The organism is Arthrobacter celericrescens (assembly GCF_003614925.1).
Classification (GTDB): Bacteria; Actinomycetota; Actinomycetes; order Actinomycetales; family Micrococcaceae; genus Arthrobacter; species Arthrobacter celericrescens.
On sequence record NZ_QYLP01000091.1, the window covers coordinates 32,592 to 52,899 of the forward strand.

Genomic DNA, 20,308 nt, shown 5'->3' on the forward strand with positions numbered 1-20,308 from the left:
ACGTCAGCGGACCGGCTGCCCTTCGACCAACTCGTCGTCACGGACCGCATGCCTGGCGCGCTTCGTCGAGAGCTTCCCGGGCCACCAAATGCGCGCGCCGAGCTCGTAGGCGAGTGCGGGAACCAGGAGCGAGCGCACCAGCACGGTGTCCAGCAGCACCCCGAAGGCTACGATGAACGCCAGCTGCACCAGGAACATGATCGGGATGACTCCGAGTGCGGCAAAGGTCGCGGCCAGCACCACGCCCGCCGATGTGATGACGCCACCGGTCACGCCGAGCCCCCGCAGGATTCCGGGCCGCGTGCCGTGCTTCAGCGATTCCTCGCGGACCCGGCTCATGAGGAAGATGTTGTAGTCCACACCCAGCGCCACAAGGAACACGAAGCCGAACAGCGGCACCGTGGCATCCGCGCCCGGGAAAGCGAAGATCCCGTTGAACACCCAGGCCGAGACGCCCATCGCCGCGCCGTAGGACAGCACCACGGACAGTACCAGCAGCACCGGCGCCACCACGGAGCGCAGCAGCAGCATGAGGATGGCGAGAATTACCACCAGCACGATCGGGATGATGACCGCCAGGTCGCGCTGCGCCGTGGTGTTGGTGTCCAGCGCGATGGCCGTGACCCCGCCCACCAGGGCGCCGGCGTCGGCCTCCTTGACGGAAGCGCGCAGCTCCTTGACCGTCTCCTCAGCCTGGATCGAATCGGCCGCGGAATTCAGCGTCGCGTTGATCAGCACCTTGCCGTCGCGGACGGCCGGCTCGGCGGGGGCACCCGGTGCTCCGGTGATGGGGACGCTGCCCTCGGCCAGCAGGTAGGCGTCACCCACGCCGTCGGCGGCCTTAACCTTGTCCAGCACCTGCCGCGCGGCACCCTGGGAGGCGACCACGACGACGGGGCTGCCGCTGCCGGCGTCGAAATGCCTCGCCAGCGCGTCCTGGCCGTCCACGGCGTCGGAGGCGGAGAGGATGACGTCGGTCTGCGGGACGCCATTGGCCTTGAGCTGGAGGACCCCTGCGGACGCGGCCAGCAGCAGCACCACCGAGACCACCCACACGAGGCGCGGCCGCCGCGACACCAGGGAACCCACCCGGCGCCACAGACCCTTTTGCCCCTCAAGGCCGGTGACCAGCTCCGGTTCGCGTTCGTCGTCGGGCAGCCGCTTGGGACGGAAGGGCCAGAACGCGGCCCGGCCCAGCATTGCCATGAACGCCGGCAGGAGCGTGAGCGCCGCGAACAGGGAGCAGACGATGCCCGCCGCAGCCACGGGGCCCAGGGCCTTGTTGGAGTTCAGGTCAGAGAAGAGCAGGCAGAGCAGCGCGATGATTACCGTGGCGCCGGAGGCGAGGATCGGCTCGAAGGACGCCTTCCACGCGGTGAGTACGGCCCGCGTGCGGTTGCTGGTGTGGGTCAGGGCCTCGCGGAATCGCGCCACGTAGAGCAGTGCGTAGTCCGTGGCGGCGCCGATCACCAGGATGGACAGGATGCCCTGGCTCTGGCCGTTCAGCTGGATCCAGCCGAGCTTGGCCATGCCGAAGACCAGCAGGATGGCGGCGCAGAGGGCGAACACGGAGGTCAGGAGCACCGCGACGGGCAGCACCAGCGAGCGGTACACCAGCAGCAGGATCACGAACACGGCGCCGAGGGCCACAAGCAGCAGGATGCCGTCGATGCCGCCGAAGGCGTTGACCAGGTCGGCCGTCAGCCCCGCGGGACCGGTGACGAACGCGCGCATGCCGTCCGGGGCGCCGGGCTGGACCACGTCGCGCAGGTCCTTCACCGTGTCCCGCAGCCCGTCGGGGGACGCGATCGGGACGATGAACTGGACGGCCTTGCCGTCCTCCGACGGGATGGGCCCGACGACGGCGCTGCCCAGCCTGAGTGCCTCGATGTCGGTTTTCAGCCGGGCGGCTTCGCCCAATTGGGCTGGGGTGAAAGGCTCGCCGCTTTCGACGACGACCACGGCCGGCACTTCGTCGGACTCGCGGAACTTGGCCTGCCAATCGCCGGCTTCGGTGGCCTCCGCTGAGCGGGGCAGGAAGGACGCCTGGTCAATGGAGGAGACCTCGTCCAAGCGCCCGAACGTCGGACCGCCCACGCCCGCGATCCCGAGCCACGTCATCACCAGTACTGCGGGAACCAGCCACCGCAGCCAACGCATGGTCCTCCCTGCCTTCATCGGATCCCCTCTTTCCGCCCCGCGTCTCCGCGCCTGTGCGCCATCCCGCCCTACGCAATGTAGTTCCAAGATAGACTATCTCCATCATGGAAACAATTGATTCGGTGCCGGTGCGCAGCCGGTGCCGATTCGGCGGCTTCGGTTCCTTTCCCCGCGCGGGTAGTATCCGGAAGGCAGCAGAGCGAGGAGAACAAAGGAGGGGCGCATGCCGCGAAACCATGACGGCACAGCCGGCCCTCCGCCGTCGGCTGCTCCTGCCGCGCAAACTTCCGCCGGGCAGTCCTCACCCGCGCAGGAGCTGGTCAAGCTCCTCCAGGAGTTCACGCTGGAGGCCAACCGCTACGCGAATACCGCCGGCGGAAAGCAGGGCATGCACCGGACGGACCTCAACGCCCTAGCGGTGATCATGCGGCATTCGGCCGCGGACCGCGTGGTCACTCCCGGAATCCTGCGCAGCGAACTGCATCTCAGCTCGCCGGCCACCACCGCACTGGTGGACCGCCTGTGCGCCTCCGGTCACGTGGTCCGCGAAAGGCTGGGCACGGACCGTCGTCAGGTCCAGCTTCGGATGACGCCGAAGGCCTACAAGGACGGCAGCGCCATGTTCATGCCGCTGGCCGCGGCGATGGGCAAGGCGATGGCTCCCTACAGCGCAGGGGAGCTCGAGCTGGTGCACCGCTTCATGTCCGACATGCTTGCTGCCACAGCCGCGGCCGGCCAGGACCCTGCTGGCCCGCGCACGCCACCCGGCCAGGCCGGCTGACACTGCCGCGAAATCCGGGCTGCTGGGAGTAGCGTTTCCCTATGAGTGAGCAGAAGCCGGACGACGTCTACACACACGGCCACCACGAGTCCGTTGTACGGGCCCATGCCTCGCGCACGGCGGAGAATTCAGCGGCCTTCGTCATACCCCATCTCACCGCCGGAGTGTCGGTGCTCGACGTCGGCTGCGGGCCGGGCAGCATCACCTGCGATTTCGCGGACCTGGTGGCCCCGGCGCAGGTGGTCGGGCTGGACCGTTCGGCCGACGTGGTGGCGCACGCGGCGTCCCTGGCGGCCGACCGCGGTGTGGAGAACGTCGAGTTCCGCACCGGCAACATCTACGACCTCGAGTTCGGGGACGAGACCTTCGACTTCGTGCATGCCCACCAGGTGCTGCAGCACCTGACCGATCCCGTGGCCGCCTTGCGCGAGATGCGCCGGGTGGCCAAGCCGGGCGCCATCGTGGCGGTGCGCGACGCCGATTTCCACGGTATGAGCTGGTACCCCGAGGTCCCCGAACTGGACGACTGGATGGAGCTGTACCAGAAGATCGCGCGCCGCAACGGGGCGGAGCCCGACGCCGGCCGCCGCCTGGTCTCGTGGGCCCAGCAGGCGGGATTCACCGAAGTGGCGCCCAGCAGCAGCAACTGGCTTTACGCCACGGCGCAGCAGCGCCGCTGGCAGGCGCGGGTGTGGAGCGAGCGCGTGCTGCACTCGGCCTTCGCGGAGCAGGCCCTTGAGTACGGCTTCGCACAGGAGGCGGAACTGGCCCGGATCGCGGCGGGCTGGCACCGCTGGGGTTCCACCGACGACGGCTGGTTCCTGATCCCGAACGGCGAGGTAATCGCGCGGGCGTAGCTCCGCCGTCGGGCTGCTCTCGGAAGTTTTCGGAAATTGTCCCGCGGGTATGTAGAAATCCGGCAGGCAGTTCCGACCCAATAGTGAGAGCACCCAAACCGGGGGCTCCTTCCCAAGGAGTTCGAGATGAAGTACATGATCATGATGTTCGGTTCCGCCGAAGGAATGATGGCCACCGCGGATCCGGAATGGGTCAAAGAGATGATCGGCTACATGGTCCAGATCGACAAGGACCTGAGCGATTCCGGCGAACTCGTGTTCAACGCCGGCCTGGCTGACGGTTCCACGGCAAAGCTGGTCAAGCAGACGCCAGACGGCGTGATCACCACGGACGGCCCCTTCGCCGAAGCCAAGGAGTCCCTGGTCGGTTACTGGGTGGTGGACGTGGCCAGCGAGGAGCGCGCCATCGAGATCTGCTCCGGGATCGTGAAGTATTCGCAGGTGGTGGAGTTGCGCGCCATTCCGGACGGCCCTCCGGAGGTCTAGCTTTTGGCCGCTGTCCCCCGGGATCCCGCGCTTGAGGACCTGCTGCGCACGCTGGCGCCGCAGGTCCTCGGCATGCTGGTGCGCCGGCACGGGCAGTTCGCCGAGTGCGAGGACGCTGTGCAGGAGGCCCTGCTGGAGGCCAGCCTGGCATGGCGGTCAGGGACCGTCCCGGACAATCCCCGGGCGTGGCTGCTGACAGTCGCCGGCCGGCGGCTGGTGGACCAATGGCGCAGCGAAGCCGCCCGCCGCTCCCGCGAAGAGCGTGCCGCTGCCTTGGAAGCCGCCCTGCCGGGAGAGCGAGGCGACAACCCGCCGCGCGACGCCGACGACACTCTGGCCCTGCTGTTCCTCTGCTGCCACCCCGCACTCTCCGCACCGTCCCAGCTGGCCTTGACGCTGAGGGCGGTCGGCGGGCTCACGACGGCAGAGATTGCCAGCGCATTCCTCGTTCCGGAGGCCACCATGGGGCAGCGGATCAGCCGGGCCAAGCAGAGCATCAAGAAGGCGGGTGCCCGGTTCGAGCTGCCGGATCCCGGCGAGCGCAAGGCGAGGCTCGCCGTCGTGCTCCATGTCCTGTACCTGATCTTCAACGAAGGCTATGCGGCGAGCTCCGGGCCGTCCATGCAGCGCGAAGAACTCACGGCGGAGGCGATCCGCCTGGCACGGCTGCTGCGTTCAGCGCTGCCGGAGGAACCGGAAACCGGCGGGCTCCTTGCGCTGATGCTGCTGACGGATTCCCGACGCCGGGCCCGGACCCTGCCGGACGGCATGCCTGTGCCACTGGCCGACCAGGACCGCGGGCTGTGGGACCGGGAGCAGATCGAGGAAGGACTGGCGCTGCTTGAGTCGGTCCTCGCCACGGGCGGTCCGGGACCGTACCGGCTGCAGGCCGCCATCGCTGCGGTTCATGCCGAGGCAACTGTTGCGGAAGCCACCGATTGGCCGCAGATCCTCGCCCTTTACACGGTGCTTGAGTCCGTGGCACCCGGTCCTGTGGTGACGCTCAACCGGGCGGTCGCCGTCGCCATGGTGCACGGGCCGGAGGCGGGACTGGCGCTGCTGGCCGGCTTGGACGGCGAACTTGCCCAGACGCACAGGCTGGAGGCCGTCCGCGGGCACCTGCACGAAATGGCTGGCGACCCCGCCGCGGCGAAGGCCTGCTTCGTCGCCGCCGCGAAGAAAACCGGGAGCCTCCAGGAACGCAACTATCTGTTGTGGAAGGCCGCCGGTTGCGCGTCGAACGGCACAACGGCGAACTGAACGCTTTGCCAATTCCGGCCGGAATTCGCCGGGCCAAACCGACCACAACTGTCCACACAGCGCGAGCAAGAGGTGGCAGGGCCTGCGCTTTCCACCCCCTGAGAAGTTGAGAACCCCGAGAAATTTCACGGTGTCGCCAACGTTTGACGGGGGTAGTTTCAGCCTAGGTTTCTCAAGGGGTCGCGCGGTGCAGGGTTTCGGGACTTCCGACGGCGGTTTTCCACATAGCCGGGCGGCCCGGTTCCCCGCGCAACAGTGCCGAATTAGCCTCGATTCATGAGCTACTACTACGGCGATGAACCGCCACCGTATTTCTCTCCGGAGCCTTACTGCGCCGAGGTTGACCAACTAGACTTGGTCAACATGGGACAGTACAACGTCCAGGACGCCAAGACGCGTTTTTCCGAACTGCTGAACCTCGTGGAACGCGGCGAGGAAGTGGTCATCGCCAAAGCCGGCAAGCCCGTGGCGCGGCTGGTGCGCATCGTTCCACCCACCAAGCGGCGCCTGGGCTTCGTCAAGGGGCAACTGCCGGATGATTTCCTCGAGCCGATGGGTGAGGAGGAGCAGGAACGTTGGGAAGCACCGATTATCTCCTCGACACCCACGCCCTGATCTGGGCTCTCACCGAACCCCGGAAGCTCTCCGCCAAGGCACGCCGGATCATCCAGTCCCTCGACCACCGTCTTGTGGCGTCGGCGGCCACCGCTTACGAGCTCGCCTACAAGCACAGGCTCGGCAGGCTTCCGGGACTGGACGGCCTGCTCCTCGGGTATCCGCGGCACATCGCGGAGCTCTGCGATGAAGAACTGTCCGTCCGCAGCAACCACGCCCTCACGGCCGGGCAGCTGGAGTGGGAACACCGGGATCCCTTCGATCGCTTGATCGCGGCCCAGGCAATCGTCGAATCCTTGGTCATCATCACGGCAGACCAGGCCCTCCACGACTTCGGACTGGTGGAAACCCTCTGGTAGCCCGGCGCCCCGCACGTTTACCAGCGCCCAGACAGCACCTCCCTCCCGCCGTCCGGCGCACCGCCACCGCGGGCCTAAGCTGGATCAGTGCAGTTTTCCCTTTGGCTGGCCCTTGTCGGCGCCGGCACCCTGATCAGTTTCACTCCCGGCGCCGGTGCCATTTCCACCATGAGCAACTCGCTCAACTCCGGCTTCCGCCGTTCCATTTGGGGCGTCCTCGGCCAGCAACTGGCGCTCATCATCCACATCGTGATCGTCGCGCTCGGGGTCGGCGTGCTGGTCTCCAGTTCCCCGGTGGTCTTCAATGTCATCCGCTACGCCGGTGCCGCCTACCTGGTGTACCTGGGTATCCGGCAGTTCCTGCATAAACCGGACCTGGACAAGGAGAAGGTCGAAAACCGCCGGAACGAGCCCGCGCTCTCGATGTTCCAGCGCGGCGTCTGGGTGAACCTGCTCAACCCCAAGGCCATCGTTTTCTTCCTGGCCTTCATGCCGCAGTTCATCCGCCCGGACGAGCCCCTGCTGCAGCAATACCTCGTCCTCACGGCCACGGTGGTGACGATCGACATCCTGGTGATGTGGCTCTTCTTCGCCCTCGCCGCCCGCACCTTCCAGCGTTTCACGCACAATGAGCACGGCCAGAAGATCCTCAACCGGATCTTCGGCTGCCTCTTCGTCGCGGTGGGCATCCTGTTGGCCGTCATCCACTAACACCCAAAAACCACCCAGCACCCGAACACCGGCAAGGAGCCCAGCGTGACCCCGCCGCCCCGAGTGAACCCCGCCCCGCCCACCACGCGGGGAACGTCCGCTCCCCTGTACGCTGCCGGTTTCGTCACGGCGTTCGGCGCCCACAGCATCGCCGCCGGGATGGGTGCCCAGAGCGAAAACATCGGCCTCACCCTACTGGGCCTGGGCGTTCTCCTCGCCGCGTACGACATCTCCGAGGTCTTCCTCAAGCCAGTCTTCGGCGTGCTGAGTGACAGGATCGGCACCAAGCCCGTGATCGTCGCCGGCCTACTGGCCTTCGCGGTGCTCTCGCTCCCGGGGCTCGGGGGCGGCGATCCGGTCATGCTCGGCATCGCGCGGCTGGGCCAGGGAGCGGCGGCGTCGGCGTTCTCCCCCGCCGCCTCGGCGATGGTCGCCCGGCTTGCCGCCGGCAAGAACGCCGGCAGCTACTTCGGGAAGTACGGTTCCTGGAAGAGCCTGGGCTACGTCATTGGTCCGCTGCTGGGCGCCGGACTGATCTTCCTCGGCGGTTTCGCCCTGCTCTTCGCGGTCCTCTCCGGGCTGGCCATCGCCGCAGCCCTCTGGGTACTGTTCCGGGTCCCGCACCTCCCGCCGCTCCCCCGCCAGCGCTACACCGTCGTCGACCTCTTCCGCCAGGTCACCGAACGCCGCTTCCTGGTCCCCACGCTCGTCCTCGCGGCGTCGATGGCGGCCATGGGCGCGGCGATCGGCTTCCTTCCCGCGCTGGCCACCCGGCACGGCCTCGGCCCGGTGGCGGGCACGGCAACAGTCAGCGTGCTGGCCATCGCCTCGCTCCTCACGCAGCCGCGCGTCGGCCGCATGCGGGACGAGGGACGGATCAGCGATGCCAAAGGCATGGCAATCGGCCTCCTCCTCACCGCTGCCGGGGTGGCGGTCGTCGCCGTCGCGCCCGGCCCGGTGACACTGTTCATCTCGGCGGCGGCCATCGGCACCGGCGTCGGGATGGCGACCCCGCTGGGCTTCGCCCACCTGGCGGACACCACCCCGCCGGAACGCATGGGCCGCACCATGGGATCGGCAGAGCTGGGCAGGGAACTCGGCGACGCCGGCGGGCCGCTCCTGGTGGGCGGCATCGCCGCCGTCAGTGCCCTGCCGTTCGGGCTCGGCGCCCTCGCGATGCTCGTCGCCGCAGCCAGCATCCCGCGCCTCGGCGCACACACTTCCGCGGACGAAAAGCCCGGCGCCGCGCAGGACGCTGCCCAGGGCTGAGCCAGGTTGAGCCGTGGCTACGCCGGCAGCCGACGCCCCGTTACGGGGCCGGGGTTCCAGGAGTAGTCTCGGGTCCATGGCTGCGGTAGTCAGCATCACGGGCCTGACGAAAAGCTTCGGGCACTCAATGGCCTTGGACGGGCTGGACCTCGAGGTCAGCGAAGGCGAAGTCCACGGTTTCCTGGGCCCCAACGGCGCGGGGAAGTCCACAACGCTCCGCATCCTCCTGGGGCTGCTCCGGGCCGACGCGGGCACCGTCCGCGTGCTCGACGGCGATCCGTGGCGCGACGTCGTCACCCTCCACCGGCGCATCGTCTACGTTCCCGGGGACGTCAGCCTGTGGCCCGGGCTGAGCGGCGGCGAGGCGATCGACCTGCTCGGCAGGCTGCGCGGCGGCCTGGACGAAAGACGCCGGGCCGAGCTGCTGGACACCTTCGAACTGGACCCCACCGTCCGCGGCCACGCCTATTCCAAGGGGAACCGGCAGAAGGTGGCAATCGTCGCCGCACTGTCCTCCAACGCCGAGCTGCTCATCCTCGACGAACCCACCTCGGGCCTCGACCCGCTCATGGAAGCCACATTCCGCCAGGAAATCCGCCGCGAAAAGGCCCAGGGCCGCAGCGTGCTGCTCTCCAGCCACATCCTTGCCGAGGTGGAATCCCTGGCCGACCGGATCAGCATCATCCGCCGGGGCAAAGTGGTGGAAAGCGGCAGCCTGGAACAGATGCGCACCCACGCCCGAACCAACGTGGCCGCAACCCTCAGCGACGGCGCCACCCGGCTCTCCGCGACACCCCAGCTGACCGCGGTGCCCGGCGTGGAGGGCCTGCGGATCGACGGCAGCAGGGTGCAGTTCAACGTCGACGCCGGCGGGCTGGCGGCGGCGATGAACGTCCTGACCGGCCTGGGCGTGAGCGCCCTGACGGTCACCCCGCCGAGCCTTGAGGACCTCTTCCTCCGGCACTACGGCGAGCGCGCCGGGCAGGGACTTCCCCAATGACCGGCCGTCACGCCGCGGTCCGCCCCGCCGGGACCCAACCGGCCGGGAGACCGCTCACGGGGATTGCACTCACCGGGACTCCCCTGACCGGAACCCTGGCCCTGCTGCGCCACGCGCTGCGGCTGGACCGGTGGAAGCTGCTGCCGTGGCTGCTGGTGATCGGGATCTTTCCCACCGTGAGTTATTCGGTGTATGGGTCCTTGTTCTCTTCGCCGCTGGAAGCCAAGGCGCTGCAGCTCAGCCTGGGCACCAATCCGGCCTTCTCGCTGCTTTTCGGCCCGGCCACCGACCTCGGGACGGCGGCGGGTTTCACCGCGTGGCGCGTCCAGATGTTCGGGATGTTCTTCGCCGCCCTGATGGCGGTCTTCACCGTCACCCGGCACACCCGGGCGGCCGAAGAGTCCGGCAGGGCCGAACTCCTGGATTCCGGGGTGGTGGGCCGGCACGCCCGGCTGGCGTCCGCCGTCGTGCTGGCCTGGCTGGCGTCCGCCGCGGTGACGGTTTTGGTGGGGCTGGCACTGATGATGGCCGGTTCGGAGCCTGCGCCGGCCTTTGCGCTCGGGAGTGCGTTCGGCGGGATGGGGCTTGCGTTCGCCGGAGTCGCCGCCGTCACCGCGCAGCTGGGGTCGACCGGCCGCACGGCGAACACCCTCGCCGCCACCGTCCTAGGCGTCAGCTATCTGCTCCGCGGCCTCGGCGACACCCTGGACGATTCGGAATGGCTGCTGTGGACCAACCCGATGGGCTGGGCGGAAAAGATCCTGCCGGCCTCGGAGAACGACTTCCGGCCGTTGCTCCTCCTGCTGGCGGCCTCCTTGGCGCTGGCCCTCCTGGCGGCCTGGCTGGAATCGCGGCGGGACTTCGGGATGGGCCTGATCGCGCCGCGTGGCGGACCAGCCCGGGGACGGCTCGGCACCTGGGGGCTGACTGCCCGGCTGAACCGGGGAGCCTTCCTGACCTGGGCCGTCGTGTTCGTGGCGCTTGGCTCCGTGTACGGGCTGGTGGCCACCACGATGTCCGGGATTTTCAGCGACAACCCCTTCGTCAAGCAGATGATCACGTTCCGGCTGGCCACCGAGGAGCAGCTGCTGTTCGCCTTCGTGGAAGTGCTGCTGCTGGTGCTGGCCTTCATAGGCGGCGTCTTCGGCATCCAGGTTGTCCTGCGCTTCCACACCGAGGAGGACGAGGGCCGGGCCGAGTGGATGCTCTCGGCGCCGTTGTCCCGCCTGTCCTACGTTGTTCCGACCGTCGTGCTCGCCGCAGTGGGCCCCGCCGTCGGCATGGCCGCCGGCTCGGCAGCACTGGCCACCTCCGCACGGCTGGCGGGGTCCGAACTGGACACGGCGAAGGTGGTGTTCCAAGGCCTGGCGGAGGTTCCGTCGCTGTGGCTCGCGGCCGCCGTCGCGCTCTTCCTGGTGGGCCTGGCACCGCGCGCACGGGCTGGGGCGTGGCTGGTGCTGGTGTACTGGCTGCTGCTCACGATGTTCGGACCGGTGCTGAAGGCTCCGGAATGGCTGCTTGGCACGAGTCCGTTCCACGTGGTGCCCAACGTGATGGAGTCCAGCCCGGACTGGCTGCCGGTGGCCTGGACACTGCTGCTGGCGGTGGGCCTGCTGCTCGCCGGGCTGGCCGGTTACCGGCGCCGGGACCTGCTCAGCCGGTGAGCGGGCGGCGGCGCAGGCCAGGCCGATACCACCCCAAAGCACCCGCCCTGAAACGTGACGAGCCCCGGAGAGCCACAACTAGCCAAACGCCCGCGGCACCGGCAATGCTTGACGACATGTATTCAGCGTCCCGCCCGTATCGCATCATCGCCGTCTGCACCGGCAATATCTGCCGCTCACCGATGGCGGAACTCATGCTGGCGGAAGCGTTCGACGCCGCGGGACTGGCCGACGTCGTGGCGGTGGATTCCGCGGGAATCACCTCTTATGAGGTGGGTCGCCCGATTGATCCCCGCGCCGCCCGCAAACTGTCGGCGCACCGGATCCTCTCGACTTCACATGTCGCCCGTGTCTGGCGGCAGGAATGGTTCCGGGACCGTGACCTCATCCTCGCACTCGACGTCGACCACTACGGCTGGCTGCAGCAGGCGGCCACCGGGCAGGGCGACCTGGCGAAGATCCGGATGCTTCGCAGCTTCGACCCCGCCGTGGCAGGACGCAACACCCTGGAGCTTGGCATCGACGACCCCTGGTACGGCGGCCACCGCGACTTCGACGCCACCTGGGACCTCATCAACGCGGCCGTTCCCGGCATCGTCGGATTCGCCCGGAACGCCATCGCCGGAAAACAGGACGACACCCAGCAGGTACGCTCTACTTCATGACTCCAGCACCCGTGATCATCGCCGTCGATGGCCGCTCAGGAGCAGGAAAGACCACGCTGGCCGTGGAACTTGCCGCGCGGCTGCGACAGCACCACAAGGTGTCGCTCTTCCACCTTGAGGACATCTATCCCGGCTGGAACGGGCTCGCCGCCGGCGTCGAACGGTACGTCACCACGGTCCTGGCACCGCTGCGCCGCGGCGTGGCTGCCGAATGGGTCAGCTGGGACTGGGACAAGCACTACGACGGCGGCACCCACACCACGCTCCCGGCGGAGATCGTCGTGGTCGAGGGCGTCGGCGCGGCAGCCGAGGCAGCCCGGCCACTGATGGACGCGGTGGTCTGGGTGGAGGCGCCCGAGGAGGACCGTCGCCGGCGCGCCCTGGACCGCGACGGCAGCAGCTACGAACCCTACTGGGACACCTGGGCGGCGCAGGAACAGGAATGGCTGGACGCCGACGACGTCCCCGCCCACGCGGACATCCACGTTCTCAACCGCGCCGACGGCGGCGCCCCGGATGACCTGATGCAGGCCCTGAACTACCTTCCGGCGCTCTCCGCCGTCCTCGCCCCGGAGCTTTCCGCGCGCCGGGGACTGCGGCTGCTGTCGGAACGGATCGACGCCGCTCCCCGCGCCGAAACCCTGTTCCAGGCCCTGTACGGGAGCTCGGAGAACGCGGTCTGGCTGGATTCCTCGAACGCCTCGGAGGCCCCGGCCGGCGGGCAGGCGCCGTCCGAGGCGGCGGCGCGGAGCCGCTTCAGCATCCTGGCCGACGACGGCGGCACCTTCGGTCAGTCGGTGCTGCACCGCTCCGGCACCACCCGGGTGACCGCAGGATGCGCCACCGCCCGGGTCGCCTCCCCGTTCTTCCGCTGGCTGGACACGGTGTGGGGCCGCCGCGCGGTGCGCGCCCCCGAAGGCTACGACTGCGAATTCACGCTCGGCTGGCTCGGATACCTCGGCTATGAGCTCAAACGCGAAACCGGCGGCAATGACGTGCCCTCGGACACCCCGGACTCCGCGCTCCTGTTCGCAGGCCGGGCCGTGGTGCTCGACCATCTGGAGGGTACCGCGTGGCTGCTCGCCCTGGATGCCCCCGACGCCGGAGACTGGCTGACGCGCGCCCGCGCGGCGGTGCAGGCGGCAGCGGAGCCGCAGGAGGCTGCCGAGCCGGGCACCTCCAAGGCGGGACCCGCCGTCGAGCCTTCCGGTCAAAAGGTGCCCGAGCCGCCGTCGTTCGCCAGCCGCGACAGCCGCACGGACTACCTCCGCAAGGTCAAGGAAGCCCAGCAGGAGATCGCCGAAGGCAACACCTACGAGGTCTGCCTCACCACCACGGTCAGCGCCCCGGACCCAGGGCTCGATCCGTGGGCGAGCTACCTCGCCCTGCGCCGCCGCAACCCGGCGCCGTTCGCAAGCTACCTGCGCTTCGGCGGGCTGACAGTGGCCAGCACCTCCCCCGAGCGTTTCCTGCGGATCGCCTCCGACGGCGCCATGCGGGCCGAGCCGATCAAGGGCACCCGGGCCCGCGCGAACGATCCCGTGATCGACGAGCACCTCCGCAACGACCTGGCCCGCTCACTCAAGGACCGGGCCGAGAACATCATGATCGTGGACCTGCTCCGCAACGACCTGAGCCACTTCGCGATGCCGGGCTCGGTGACGGTGAGCCGGCTCTGCGCGATCGAAAGCTACGCCACCGTGCACCAGATGGTCAGCACCATCGACGCGCAGCTGCGACCCGGCGCGCCCCGGGCCGAGGCGGTGGCCGCGGCCTTCCCGGCAGGGTCCATGACCGGCGCCCCGAAGATCAGCACCATGGACATCCTGGACAGGCTCGAGGACGGCCCGCGCGGCGTGTATTCGGGGGCCATCGGATACTTTTCGCTCAACGCGGCAAGCGACCTCGCCGTGGTGATCCGCACCCTGGTGATGGACTACGACGGCGGCGGCGGACGCACGCTCTCGCTCGGCGTCGGAGGGGCGATCACCGCCGATTCGGAACCGGCGGATGAGTACGAGGAGATCCGCACCAAGGCCTTCGGCGTGCTCTCGGCCCTGGGCACGGACTTCCCCGAGGACTAGGGAAGCTGCCGCACGGCCCCGGAGGGGAGAACTCCCCATACCCGTCCGCTGCACCTGCCCTGCGATCCACGTAGGGTGGAGGACCATGAAGAGACTCCTCGCAATGATCGCCCTCGTTGGCGCCGCGTGCCTGACCGCCTGCACGCCGGGTGGCGCCAGCCCGGCACCCGGCAGCGCGCCGGCCAGCCCCTCGGACAGCATCGAGACGCCGGGCAGCACCGAAGGGACGCCGTCGTCGTCCGCCGGGGCAGGCGACGTGAAGGACGCCTGCGAGCTCTTCAACTCCCTCTACGCCGAGTTTGCGGCCACGGCCAAGGACGACGCCGACGCTTTCGACGACATTTACCTGCGCGCTGACGAGGCCCAGACCACGGCCCCTGAGGAAGTGTCCGGGCTCTTCTACGCACTGAGTCTGCTGGCGCTGGACCGTTCGCTCGGCGACGCCCCGTCCCAGGAATCCAAGGACGCCATCCAGGACGCCTTCCTCGCCAGTTCCGTGCCCTGCACGGCCGAAGGCGTCACGCTCAAAATCTGAAGTTCCGCAACGGACATCTCCGCAGTTCTACTGCAGCGTCGCGGTCAGCCTCGCCACGTTGTCCACGTACTTCGCGAGCATCGGCCGGTGCAGCCAGTCCGCCAGCGTCAGTTCGAAGCTTGCCTCCCGGTAGCCCTGCTCCACCGAGCGCATCAGGTCCACGGTTTCCGCGCCCAGGAGCATCACCGAGACTTCCATGTTGAGGGAGAAGGAGCGCATGTCCATGTTGCTGGAGCCCACCACGGAGACCTCGTCGTCGATGGTGAAGTGCTTCCCGTGCAGCACCAGGGGTGCCCGGTAGAGGTAGATGCGCACGCCCGCTTCCAGCAGCGCCTCGTAGTAGGAGCGCTGGGCGTGGTGCACCAGGAACTGGTCGCCCTTCTCCGAGACGAAGAGTTCCACGTCCACGCCCCGCTGTGCCGCGGTGGTGATGGCATAAAGCAGTGAATCGTCCGGGACGAAATACGGGCTGCAGATGGAAATGCGGTGCTGGGCCGAGTAGATCAGGGTATTGAACAGGCGCAGGTTGTTCTCCGTGACGAACCCGGGGCCGCTGGGCACCACCTGGGCCGTGACCCGTCCCCGGCGGGGGTTCTCCGGCAGCCGTAGCTGGGATTCGAGGGATTCGTCAGTCTCGCTGAGCCAGTCCGTGGCGAACACGACGTTGAGGGTCGCCACGATCGGGCCGTCCAGCCGGGCCATGAGTTCCACCCATTTGCGGCCGGCGCGGCGGTGGCGCGGGTTGTTGTAGGAGGGCTCGATCAGGTTCTGCGATCCCGTAAAGGCGGTGACGCCGTCGATCACCAGGATCTTGCGGTGGTTCCGCAGGTCCGGGCGCCGCCACTGGCCGTGGATCGGCAGCAGCGGCAGCATCCGCTTCCACTGGATCCGGCTGGCCTTGAGCCGGCGGATCAAGCGGCGGTAGCCGGGCACCCGCAGCGTTCCGATGTGGTCGAACAGGAGCCGCACGCTGACGCCGCGTTCCGCCGCCTTCTCTAGCTCGCTGAGCAGACCGTCCGTGACGGCGTCGCTGCCCATGATGTAGAACTCGGCGTTGACGTAGTCCCGCGCACCGCGGATGGCCTCGGTCATGGCGTCGATCGATTCCTGGTAGCCGGGGATCAGCTGCACCGAGTTCCCGTCCACCATGGGCAGGGAGCCGAGCCGGCGGTTCAGTTCCGCGGCCGAGCTCACCCATTCCGGCCCGGAATATTTGCTTACGACGTCGGCCATCGCCGAGGCGCCTGCCCGTACCCGCTCGTTGACTTCCGCCTGTTGTTCGCGGCGCCGCCGGGACAGCCGGAAGTTGCCGAAGAGCAGGAACAGAACGAAGCCCACGGACGGCACCAGGAAGACGACCAGCAGCCAGGCCATGGCGGTGGTGGGGCGGCGGTTGCCGGGAATGATCCCCAGCAGAACGATGCGCAGGATGATTTCCGCGAGCGCCCACGCGGCCAGGGGCCATGTCCAATCGGTCCCCACCTCGAATGGAAATAGCACTCAAACCCCCACGGTCCCTAAGCCAGTCCGCGGAAACCCGCCGGCCGCCGCTGTAGCCCAAGCCTAACCGCCGGGGTGACGGTCTCGCGGGAACCGTGCGCGGCCACCCGCACTAAGCTGGTGGCATGACTCTCCCCGCCCCCACGGTCCTCGTGTTCCTTGACCCTGCGTTCGAGAACGGCCGCATCGCCGACGCCACCCAGCCCCAGCTGATGGCAACGGACCTGGGGGCTACGCGCGGTGACGGAGTCTTCGAGTCCCTGCTCGCCGTCGGCGGCCACGCCCGGAAGGTGCACGCACACCTGAACCGACTGCAGGCCTCGGCCCGCGCGCTGGACCTCGTGATCCCGGAGCAGGAAACCTGGCGGCGCGCCATCGAAACGGCCATCACCGAATACCGCGGCATCTTCCCCGCCCCGGAACCGGAGTCCGACGAAGTGGTGGTCAAGCTCCTGGTGACCCGCGGCGTCGAGGGCGCCTCGGCCCCCACCTGCTGGATCCAGGCTTCGCCGTCGCCCGCGGGCAGCCGCCGGCAGCGGGAGACGGGGATCGACGTCGTCCTGCTGGACCGCGGTTTCGACGCCGAGGCGGGCGAGCGCGCCCCCTGGCTGCTGCTCGGCGCCAAAACGCTGTCCTACGCGGTGAACATGGCGGCGCTGCGCTACGCGCACAAGCAAGGCGCCGATGACGCGATCTTCATCTCCAGCGACGGCCGGGTCCTGGAGGGTCCGACGTCGACCGTGCTGCTGGCGCACGTGGAAACGGTCGACGACGGCAGCGGCTCCCCTTCTGCTGGTTCACCCCGCACCGTCAAGCGGCTCATCACGCCGCAGCTGGACAGCGGCATCCTGCCCGGCACCTCCCAGGGCGCGCTGTTCGCGAAGGCCAGGGCGGCGGGCTGGGAGCTTGGCTACGGCCCGCTGGTCACCCAGGACCTGTACGACGCCGACGCCGTGTGGCTGATTTCGAGCATCCGGCTGATCGCGCCGGTCAACCACGTGGACGGCAGGGAGATCGGCACCCCGGCCCTGCGCAAGCAACTTACGGACGAACTGAACGAGCTGTTCGCCGGAATCGAATAAGGGCCGGGCGCGGGTCCGGATATTTCCGCCTTGTCACGCCTTATCGACTTTATTTGACACTCAATTCTCGGATATTAATCGATACCTGGCTTGCAATTACGCCCACAATACAGGCCGCCGAAAGTCGGCGCCAAAACCCTATTGTGAACGCATTCCATCAGTGATTCACTAATGCCAGCGATCCGCGCTGGGGCGGATGAAACTCCTCTCTGCCCGGCAGGACGCTTGTTTTCACGGTGTCGTGAGACAAACCAGACTGATGGGGGCTTCATTGTGAGTGCAGTTTCTTCGTCCCAGAATTTCAACCACGGATTTCCCACGCCCGGGCCCCAGGACCCTTCACCGCAAAAAGTGATGGACCACGTGTTCTTCCTGAGCGAAGGCGAATGGAAAACGGTCCGCGAGGAAGAACAATTCGACCACATCGTGATCGGCAGCGGGTTCTGCGGCTACGCCTTCGCGGAGCGGACACTGACCGTCAACCCGCACGCCCGGATCCTGATCATCGAGCGCGGCCCGTTCTTCCTCCCCCAGCATTTCCAGAACCTGCCCCTGCCGTATCGGGAGACGCTCGGCGGACTTTCCGAGACGTTCCCCTGGACCCTGGCGGCAGCCACCGCCTGCCAGCCGCCCGGCAAGATCTCCTGGCAGCACGGCATGGTCCCCTTCTACGGCGGCCGTTCCATCATGTGGAGCGCCTGGTGTCCCCGCCCGGAGGAGGACGAGATGCGCGGCTGGCCGCGGGCCGTCATGGACGCCGCGAAGGCCCACTTCACCACGGCGGAGGACCTGCTCAATGTGGTTCCGGCGGACCAAATCGACGCCGGTGTATCGGCCGACGTCGTCGACCTGATCAACAACACCCGCCCGGTGTACGGGATCATGCAGAAGGCCCTGCAGGATCGGCTGGCCGCCGGCCTGCACGAGATCGACTCCGCCACCCGGTCCATGCCGGCGCCGCTTGCTGCGGCCTCCGGCGCCAACTCGGGCATCGACTTCGCGAAATTCTCGACGCCGGCCGTGCTGCTTGAGCTTTCGGACAGGCAGCAGGCCCTCGCCTCGCAGGGCAAGGGCTCGCCGCTGCGCGTTGTCACCGACTGCACCGTGAAATCCGTAATCCAGCAGGACGGCCGGGCCACGGCCCTGGACACGAGCCGCGGCGTGGTGAACGTCGGTGACGCCAACCTGGTCCTGGCCATGGGCACGCTTCCCCCGGCCACGCTGGTGCTGAATTCCTTCCCGCAGGTCCAGCGCGCCGGCGAAAGCTTCAGCGCGCACTTCATCACCTCGGTGGTAGCCAGGGTCCCGCGGCAGGACTACGACTTCAGCGAAGCCCTCGGCGAGCTGGAACTGGCGGCCATCTACATGGCGGGCAAGAGCCCGGCCGGCATGCAGTACCACGTGCAGCTGTCCGTCCTCTCGGACCGGAAGCCGGCGGAGAACGCGCAGAAGTCCGAGCGCTACGCCCCGGACGTCGTGGCCACCGCGTCCATGGCGCAGCTGCTGTCCTCGGAGGATTACCTGGTCTTCGTGTGTGCCGTGCTCGGCGAGCTGGACGAATCGAATCCGGAGAACCACCTGCGCTTCACCGGCGGCGCGGATCCCACCACCAACGTGACGCTGCAGGTGCTGGCCAACGCCACCGATGACGTCACGTGGGACTCCATGGACGAAGGCACGTTCCAGATGCTTGAGCGCGTGCTGTCCCCGGGCGGGGCCAGCCGTGTGGAGTACTGGCACGGCGATCCGAACACCGGAAGCTGGGCCGCCGACCGTCCGGGAATCCCCGAACGCCGCGTCCCGGGCCTGGTCCACGAAAGCTCCAGCCTGCCCATCGGCGACACGGAAGACGCCGTCGTCGGGGTCGACTACCGGCTGAACGGTGTCGGGAACGTCTATGTCTCCGGCGGTTCGCTGTGGCCCACCGGCGGTTCCTGGAACCCGACCATGACCATGGTGGCCCTGGCCCAGGATCTTGCCGAAAGACTGGAGGCCGACGGCGGCAAGGGAGTTTCGCGGTGACCGCGGCGGTCCCGGCGGTGGAAGGGGTTGTCCTGCCCACCGTTCCGCCGATGACCATCGCCGATGTGCTGGACAAGCAGGACGGCGTCTACTGGGTGGTGAAGGACGCGAACTCGGTGTTCCTGTGGGTCAACCAGAACTTCGCCGACCTGGTGGGCATGACCAAGGACGAACTGATCGGCCACCAGGACTCGCGCGCCGAGCACGTGGCCCACGACAAGGAGGTCATGGCAAGCGGCAAGCCCCTGCTGAACTTCCACGAAACCATCGAAGTGCCCCTCAAAGACGGCGGCTGGGTGAACGTGGACATCGTGACGCAGAAGGGCCTCCTGCGCTCCCTGGACACCGGCGCGATCATCGGGATCACGGTGTGCTTCTCCCTGGCGGATCCGCCCAGTGAGTGACATCGGCATCGGAGGGCCCGACGCAGCGGGCTGGATCAAGCGGCTGGGCATGACGCCGTCGGGGGTCGGCGGCTGGTTCGCACCGGCGATGGTGAGCAACGAGGCCATTCCCGGCGCGGCGCTGCCGTCCCGCTTCGGCGGCGCCGACCATCCGCTCTACAGCTCCAACTGGTACCTGCTGGAGGCCGGCGAGGTCCTGGAGATGCATATGCTCAGGCAGGATGAGCTGTGGTTCTTCCATTTGGGCACGCCGGTGCGGCTGCACGTGTTCTCCGGGGAGGACGCGTATGCGGAGACGGTGTTCGGCCCGGATCCGGACGCCGGCCAGATCCTGCACGGAGCCGCGCCGCATTCCACCTGGTTCGGTGCGGAGCTGGCCGGACCGGGGTTCGCGCTGGTCAGCTGCAGCCTGTCACCCGGATACGAGCCGGCGGATTCGGCGAAACCCACGGAGGATGAGGTCGCGGCGCTCGTGGCCGAGTTCCCCGGGCAGGCGGGGCTGATCCGGCGGCTGGCGGGCGGGCAGCCTGCGGAGGAGCAGTTCGCGGGAGGGCGGTTCACCGTTCAATAGGAGGGACGGTCAATAGGAGCACGGTTCAATAGGGCTGTTTCATTGGTGGGACGCGTCGGCATGGCCGGCGCGTCCCACTTGTCTGTCCACTGTCGAACAGAGGCTCCTGTCGAAGGGGCCCCGGGGCTAAACCAAAGCGGTCATCACGTTCCAACCCCCACCAACACGCACCCGCGCCAACCACCCACCGCGCCCGTTCCCCGGATACAACCACAACGACCCCGACGAATCCCGCGCCAACACATCCACCCGGCCATCACCATTGAAATCACCCGGCCCCACC

General features: G+C 68.3%; 20 protein-coding genes. 17 read left to right on the top strand and 3 right to left on the bottom strand.

Annotated elements, in window-relative coordinates; translation table 11 throughout:
• Nucleotides 1-3: 3 nt before the first annotated feature.
• Entirely contained in the window at nt 4-2,160 is a 2,157-nt protein-coding gene (locus D3654_RS16240) for an MMPL family transporter (RefSeq protein ID WP_245413282.1), read from the bottom strand.
• A 223-nt stretch (nt 2,161-2,383) separates the two neighbouring features.
• Here D3654_RS16240 and D3654_RS16245 point away from each other — a divergent pair, with 223 nt between their 5' ends.
• The 13 genes from D3654_RS16245 to D3654_RS16305 all read left to right on the top strand — a co-directional run bounded on the left by D3654_RS16245 (nt 2,384) and on the right by D3654_RS16305 (nt 14,446).
• Entirely contained in the window at nt 2,384-2,941 is a 558-nt protein-coding gene (locus tag D3654_RS16245; RefSeq protein WP_120522504.1) for a MarR family winged helix-turn-helix transcriptional regulator, read from the top strand.
• A 41-nt stretch (nt 2,942-2,982) separates the two neighbouring features.
• Nucleotides 2,983-3,798 carry a methyltransferase domain-containing protein gene (locus D3654_RS16250; RefSeq protein ID WP_120522505.1) on the top strand — a complete coding sequence of 272 codons (816 nt, stop codon included), beginning with the start codon at nt 2,983-2,985 and terminating at the stop codon, nt 3,796-3,798.
• 126 nt (nt 3,799-3,924) lie between these two features.
• Complete coding sequence (locus tag D3654_RS16255) at nt 3,925-4,284, top strand: YciI family protein (protein WP_120522506.1); 360 nt, start codon at nt 3,925-3,927, stop codon at nt 4,282-4,284.
• 3 nt (nt 4,285-4,287) lie between these two features.
• Entirely contained in the window at nt 4,288-5,544 is a 1,257-nt protein-coding gene (locus D3654_RS16260) for an RNA polymerase sigma factor (protein WP_245413283.1), read from the top strand.
• Nucleotides 5,545-5,820: 276 nt separating this feature from the next.
• Nucleotides 5,821-6,159: a type II toxin-antitoxin system Phd/YefM family antitoxin gene (locus tag D3654_RS16265; protein ID WP_245413284.1), complete on the top strand. Its 339-nt coding sequence runs from the start codon at nt 5,821-5,823 to the stop codon at nt 6,157-6,159.
• Nucleotides 6,120-6,518, top strand: coding sequence for a type II toxin-antitoxin system VapC family toxin (locus tag D3654_RS16270; RefSeq protein ID WP_120522507.1), 399 nt, complete (start codon nt 6,120-6,122; stop codon nt 6,516-6,518). The genes D3654_RS16265 and D3654_RS16270 overlap by 40 nt, the downstream gene beginning before the upstream one ends.
• A gap of 87 nt (nt 6,519-6,605) precedes the next feature.
• Nucleotides 6,606-7,229, top strand: coding sequence for a LysE family transporter (locus tag D3654_RS16275; protein ID WP_120522508.1), 624 nt, complete (start codon nt 6,606-6,608; stop codon nt 7,227-7,229).
• A 45-nt stretch (nt 7,230-7,274) separates the two neighbouring features.
• Nucleotides 7,275-8,498 (top strand): MFS transporter, encoded by a 1,224-nt coding sequence (locus D3654_RS16280; protein WP_245413285.1) that lies wholly within the window; start codon nt 7,275-7,277, stop codon nt 8,496-8,498.
• 76 nt (nt 8,499-8,574) lie between these two features.
• Nucleotides 8,575-9,498: an ABC transporter ATP-binding protein gene (locus tag D3654_RS16285; protein ID WP_120522510.1), complete on the top strand. Its 924-nt coding sequence runs from the start codon at nt 8,575-8,577 to the stop codon at nt 9,496-9,498.
• Nucleotides 9,495-11,162, top strand: coding sequence for an ABC transporter permease (locus tag D3654_RS16290; RefSeq protein ID WP_120522511.1), 1,668 nt, complete (start codon nt 9,495-9,497; stop codon nt 11,160-11,162). Before D3654_RS16285 ends, D3654_RS16290 begins: the two co-directional genes overlap by 4 nt.
• Nucleotides 11,163-11,278: 116 nt before the next feature.
• Nucleotides 11,279-11,827, top strand: a complete 549-nt coding sequence (locus D3654_RS16295; protein WP_120522522.1) for a low molecular weight protein-tyrosine-phosphatase — start codon at nt 11,279-11,281, stop codon at nt 11,825-11,827.
• A complete protein-coding gene (gene pabB / locus D3654_RS16300) occupies nt 11,824-13,911 on the top strand; it encodes an aminodeoxychorismate synthase component I (RefSeq protein ID WP_120522512.1) in 2,088 nt (695 codons plus the stop codon). Before D3654_RS16295 ends, pabB begins: the two co-directional genes overlap by 4 nt.
• An 85-nt stretch (nt 13,912-13,996) precedes the next feature.
• A complete protein-coding gene (locus tag D3654_RS16305; protein ID WP_120522513.1) occupies nt 13,997-14,446 on the top strand; it encodes a hypothetical protein in 450 nt (149 codons plus the stop codon).
• A 27-nt stretch (nt 14,447-14,473) separates the two neighbouring features.
• On the opposite strand, the gene cls is transcribed toward D3654_RS16305, so the two are convergent.
• Entirely contained in the window at nt 14,474-15,946 is a 1,473-nt protein-coding gene (gene cls, locus D3654_RS16310; protein ID WP_120522514.1) for a cardiolipin synthase, read from the bottom strand.
• 125 nt (nt 15,947-16,071) lie between these two features.
• Between cls and D3654_RS16315 the strand changes: the two genes are divergently transcribed.
• The 4 genes from D3654_RS16315 (at nt 16,072) to D3654_RS16330 (ending at nt 20,025) form a co-directional block, all read left to right on the top strand.
• The gene (locus tag D3654_RS16315; protein WP_120522515.1) at nt 16,072-17,028 is read left to right on the top strand and encodes an aminodeoxychorismate lyase; all 957 of its coding nucleotides are present in this window, start codon (nt 16,072-16,074) and stop codon (nt 17,026-17,028) included.
• A gap of 354 nt (nt 17,029-17,382) precedes the next feature.
• Nucleotides 17,383-19,050, top strand: a complete 1,668-nt coding sequence (locus tag D3654_RS16320; protein ID WP_205571836.1) for a GMC oxidoreductase — start codon at nt 17,383-17,385, stop codon at nt 19,048-19,050.
• A complete protein-coding gene (locus D3654_RS16325; RefSeq protein WP_115787006.1) occupies nt 19,047-19,454 on the top strand; it encodes a PAS domain-containing protein in 408 nt (135 codons plus the stop codon). The genes D3654_RS16320 and D3654_RS16325 overlap by 4 nt, the downstream gene beginning before the upstream one ends.
• Nucleotides 19,447-20,025: a cupin domain-containing protein gene (locus tag D3654_RS16330; protein ID WP_120522517.1), complete on the top strand. Its 579-nt coding sequence runs from the start codon at nt 19,447-19,449 to the stop codon at nt 20,023-20,025. The genes D3654_RS16325 and D3654_RS16330 overlap by 8 nt, the downstream gene beginning before the upstream one ends.
• A 126-nt stretch (nt 20,026-20,151) precedes the next feature.
• On the opposite strand, the gene D3654_RS20855 is transcribed toward D3654_RS16330, so the two are convergent.
• The gene (locus D3654_RS20855) at nt 20,152-20,307 is read right to left on the bottom strand and encodes an FG-GAP repeat domain-containing protein (RefSeq protein ID WP_280960126.1); all 156 of its coding nucleotides are present in this window, start codon (nt 20,305-20,307) and stop codon (nt 20,152-20,154) included.
• Nucleotide 20,308: the final 1 nt, after the last annotated feature.

Coding starts and splice junctions, on each gene's coding strand:
- D3654_RS16295 (WP_120522522.1), top strand. CDS start 11,279: ATGTATTCAGCGTCCCGCCCGTATCGCATCATCGCCGTCTGCACCGGC.
- D3654_RS16290 (WP_120522511.1), top strand. CDS start 9,495: ATGACCGGCCGTCACGCCGCGGTCCGCCCCGCCGGGACCCAACCGGCC.
- D3654_RS16250 (WP_120522505.1), top strand. CDS start 2,983: ATGAGTGAGCAGAAGCCGGACGACGTCTACACACACGGCCACCACGAG.
- D3654_RS16265 (WP_245413284.1), top strand. CDS start 5,821: ATGAGCTACTACTACGGCGATGAACCGCCACCGTATTTCTCTCCGGAG.
- D3654_RS16240 (WP_245413282.1), bottom strand. CDS start 2,160: ATGCGTTGGCTGCGGTGGCTGGTTCCCGCAGTACTGGTGATGACGTGG.
- D3654_RS16245 (WP_120522504.1), top strand. CDS start 2,384: ATGCCGCGAAACCATGACGGCACAGCCGGCCCTCCGCCGTCGGCTGCT.
- D3654_RS16315 (WP_120522515.1), top strand. CDS start 16,072: ATGACTCTCCCCGCCCCCACGGTCCTCGTGTTCCTTGACCCTGCGTTC.
- pabB (WP_120522512.1), top strand. CDS start 11,824: ATGACTCCAGCACCCGTGATCATCGCCGTCGATGGCCGCTCAGGAGCA.
- D3654_RS16285 (WP_120522510.1), top strand. CDS start 8,575: ATGGCTGCGGTAGTCAGCATCACGGGCCTGACGAAAAGCTTCGGGCAC.
- D3654_RS16255 (WP_120522506.1), top strand. CDS start 3,925: ATGAAGTACATGATCATGATGTTCGGTTCCGCCGAAGGAATGATGGCC.
- D3654_RS16305 (WP_120522513.1), top strand. CDS start 13,997: ATGAAGAGACTCCTCGCAATGATCGCCCTCGTTGGCGCCGCGTGCCTG.
- D3654_RS16320 (WP_205571836.1), top strand. CDS start 17,383: ATGGACCACGTGTTCTTCCTGAGCGAAGGCGAATGGAAAACGGTCCGC.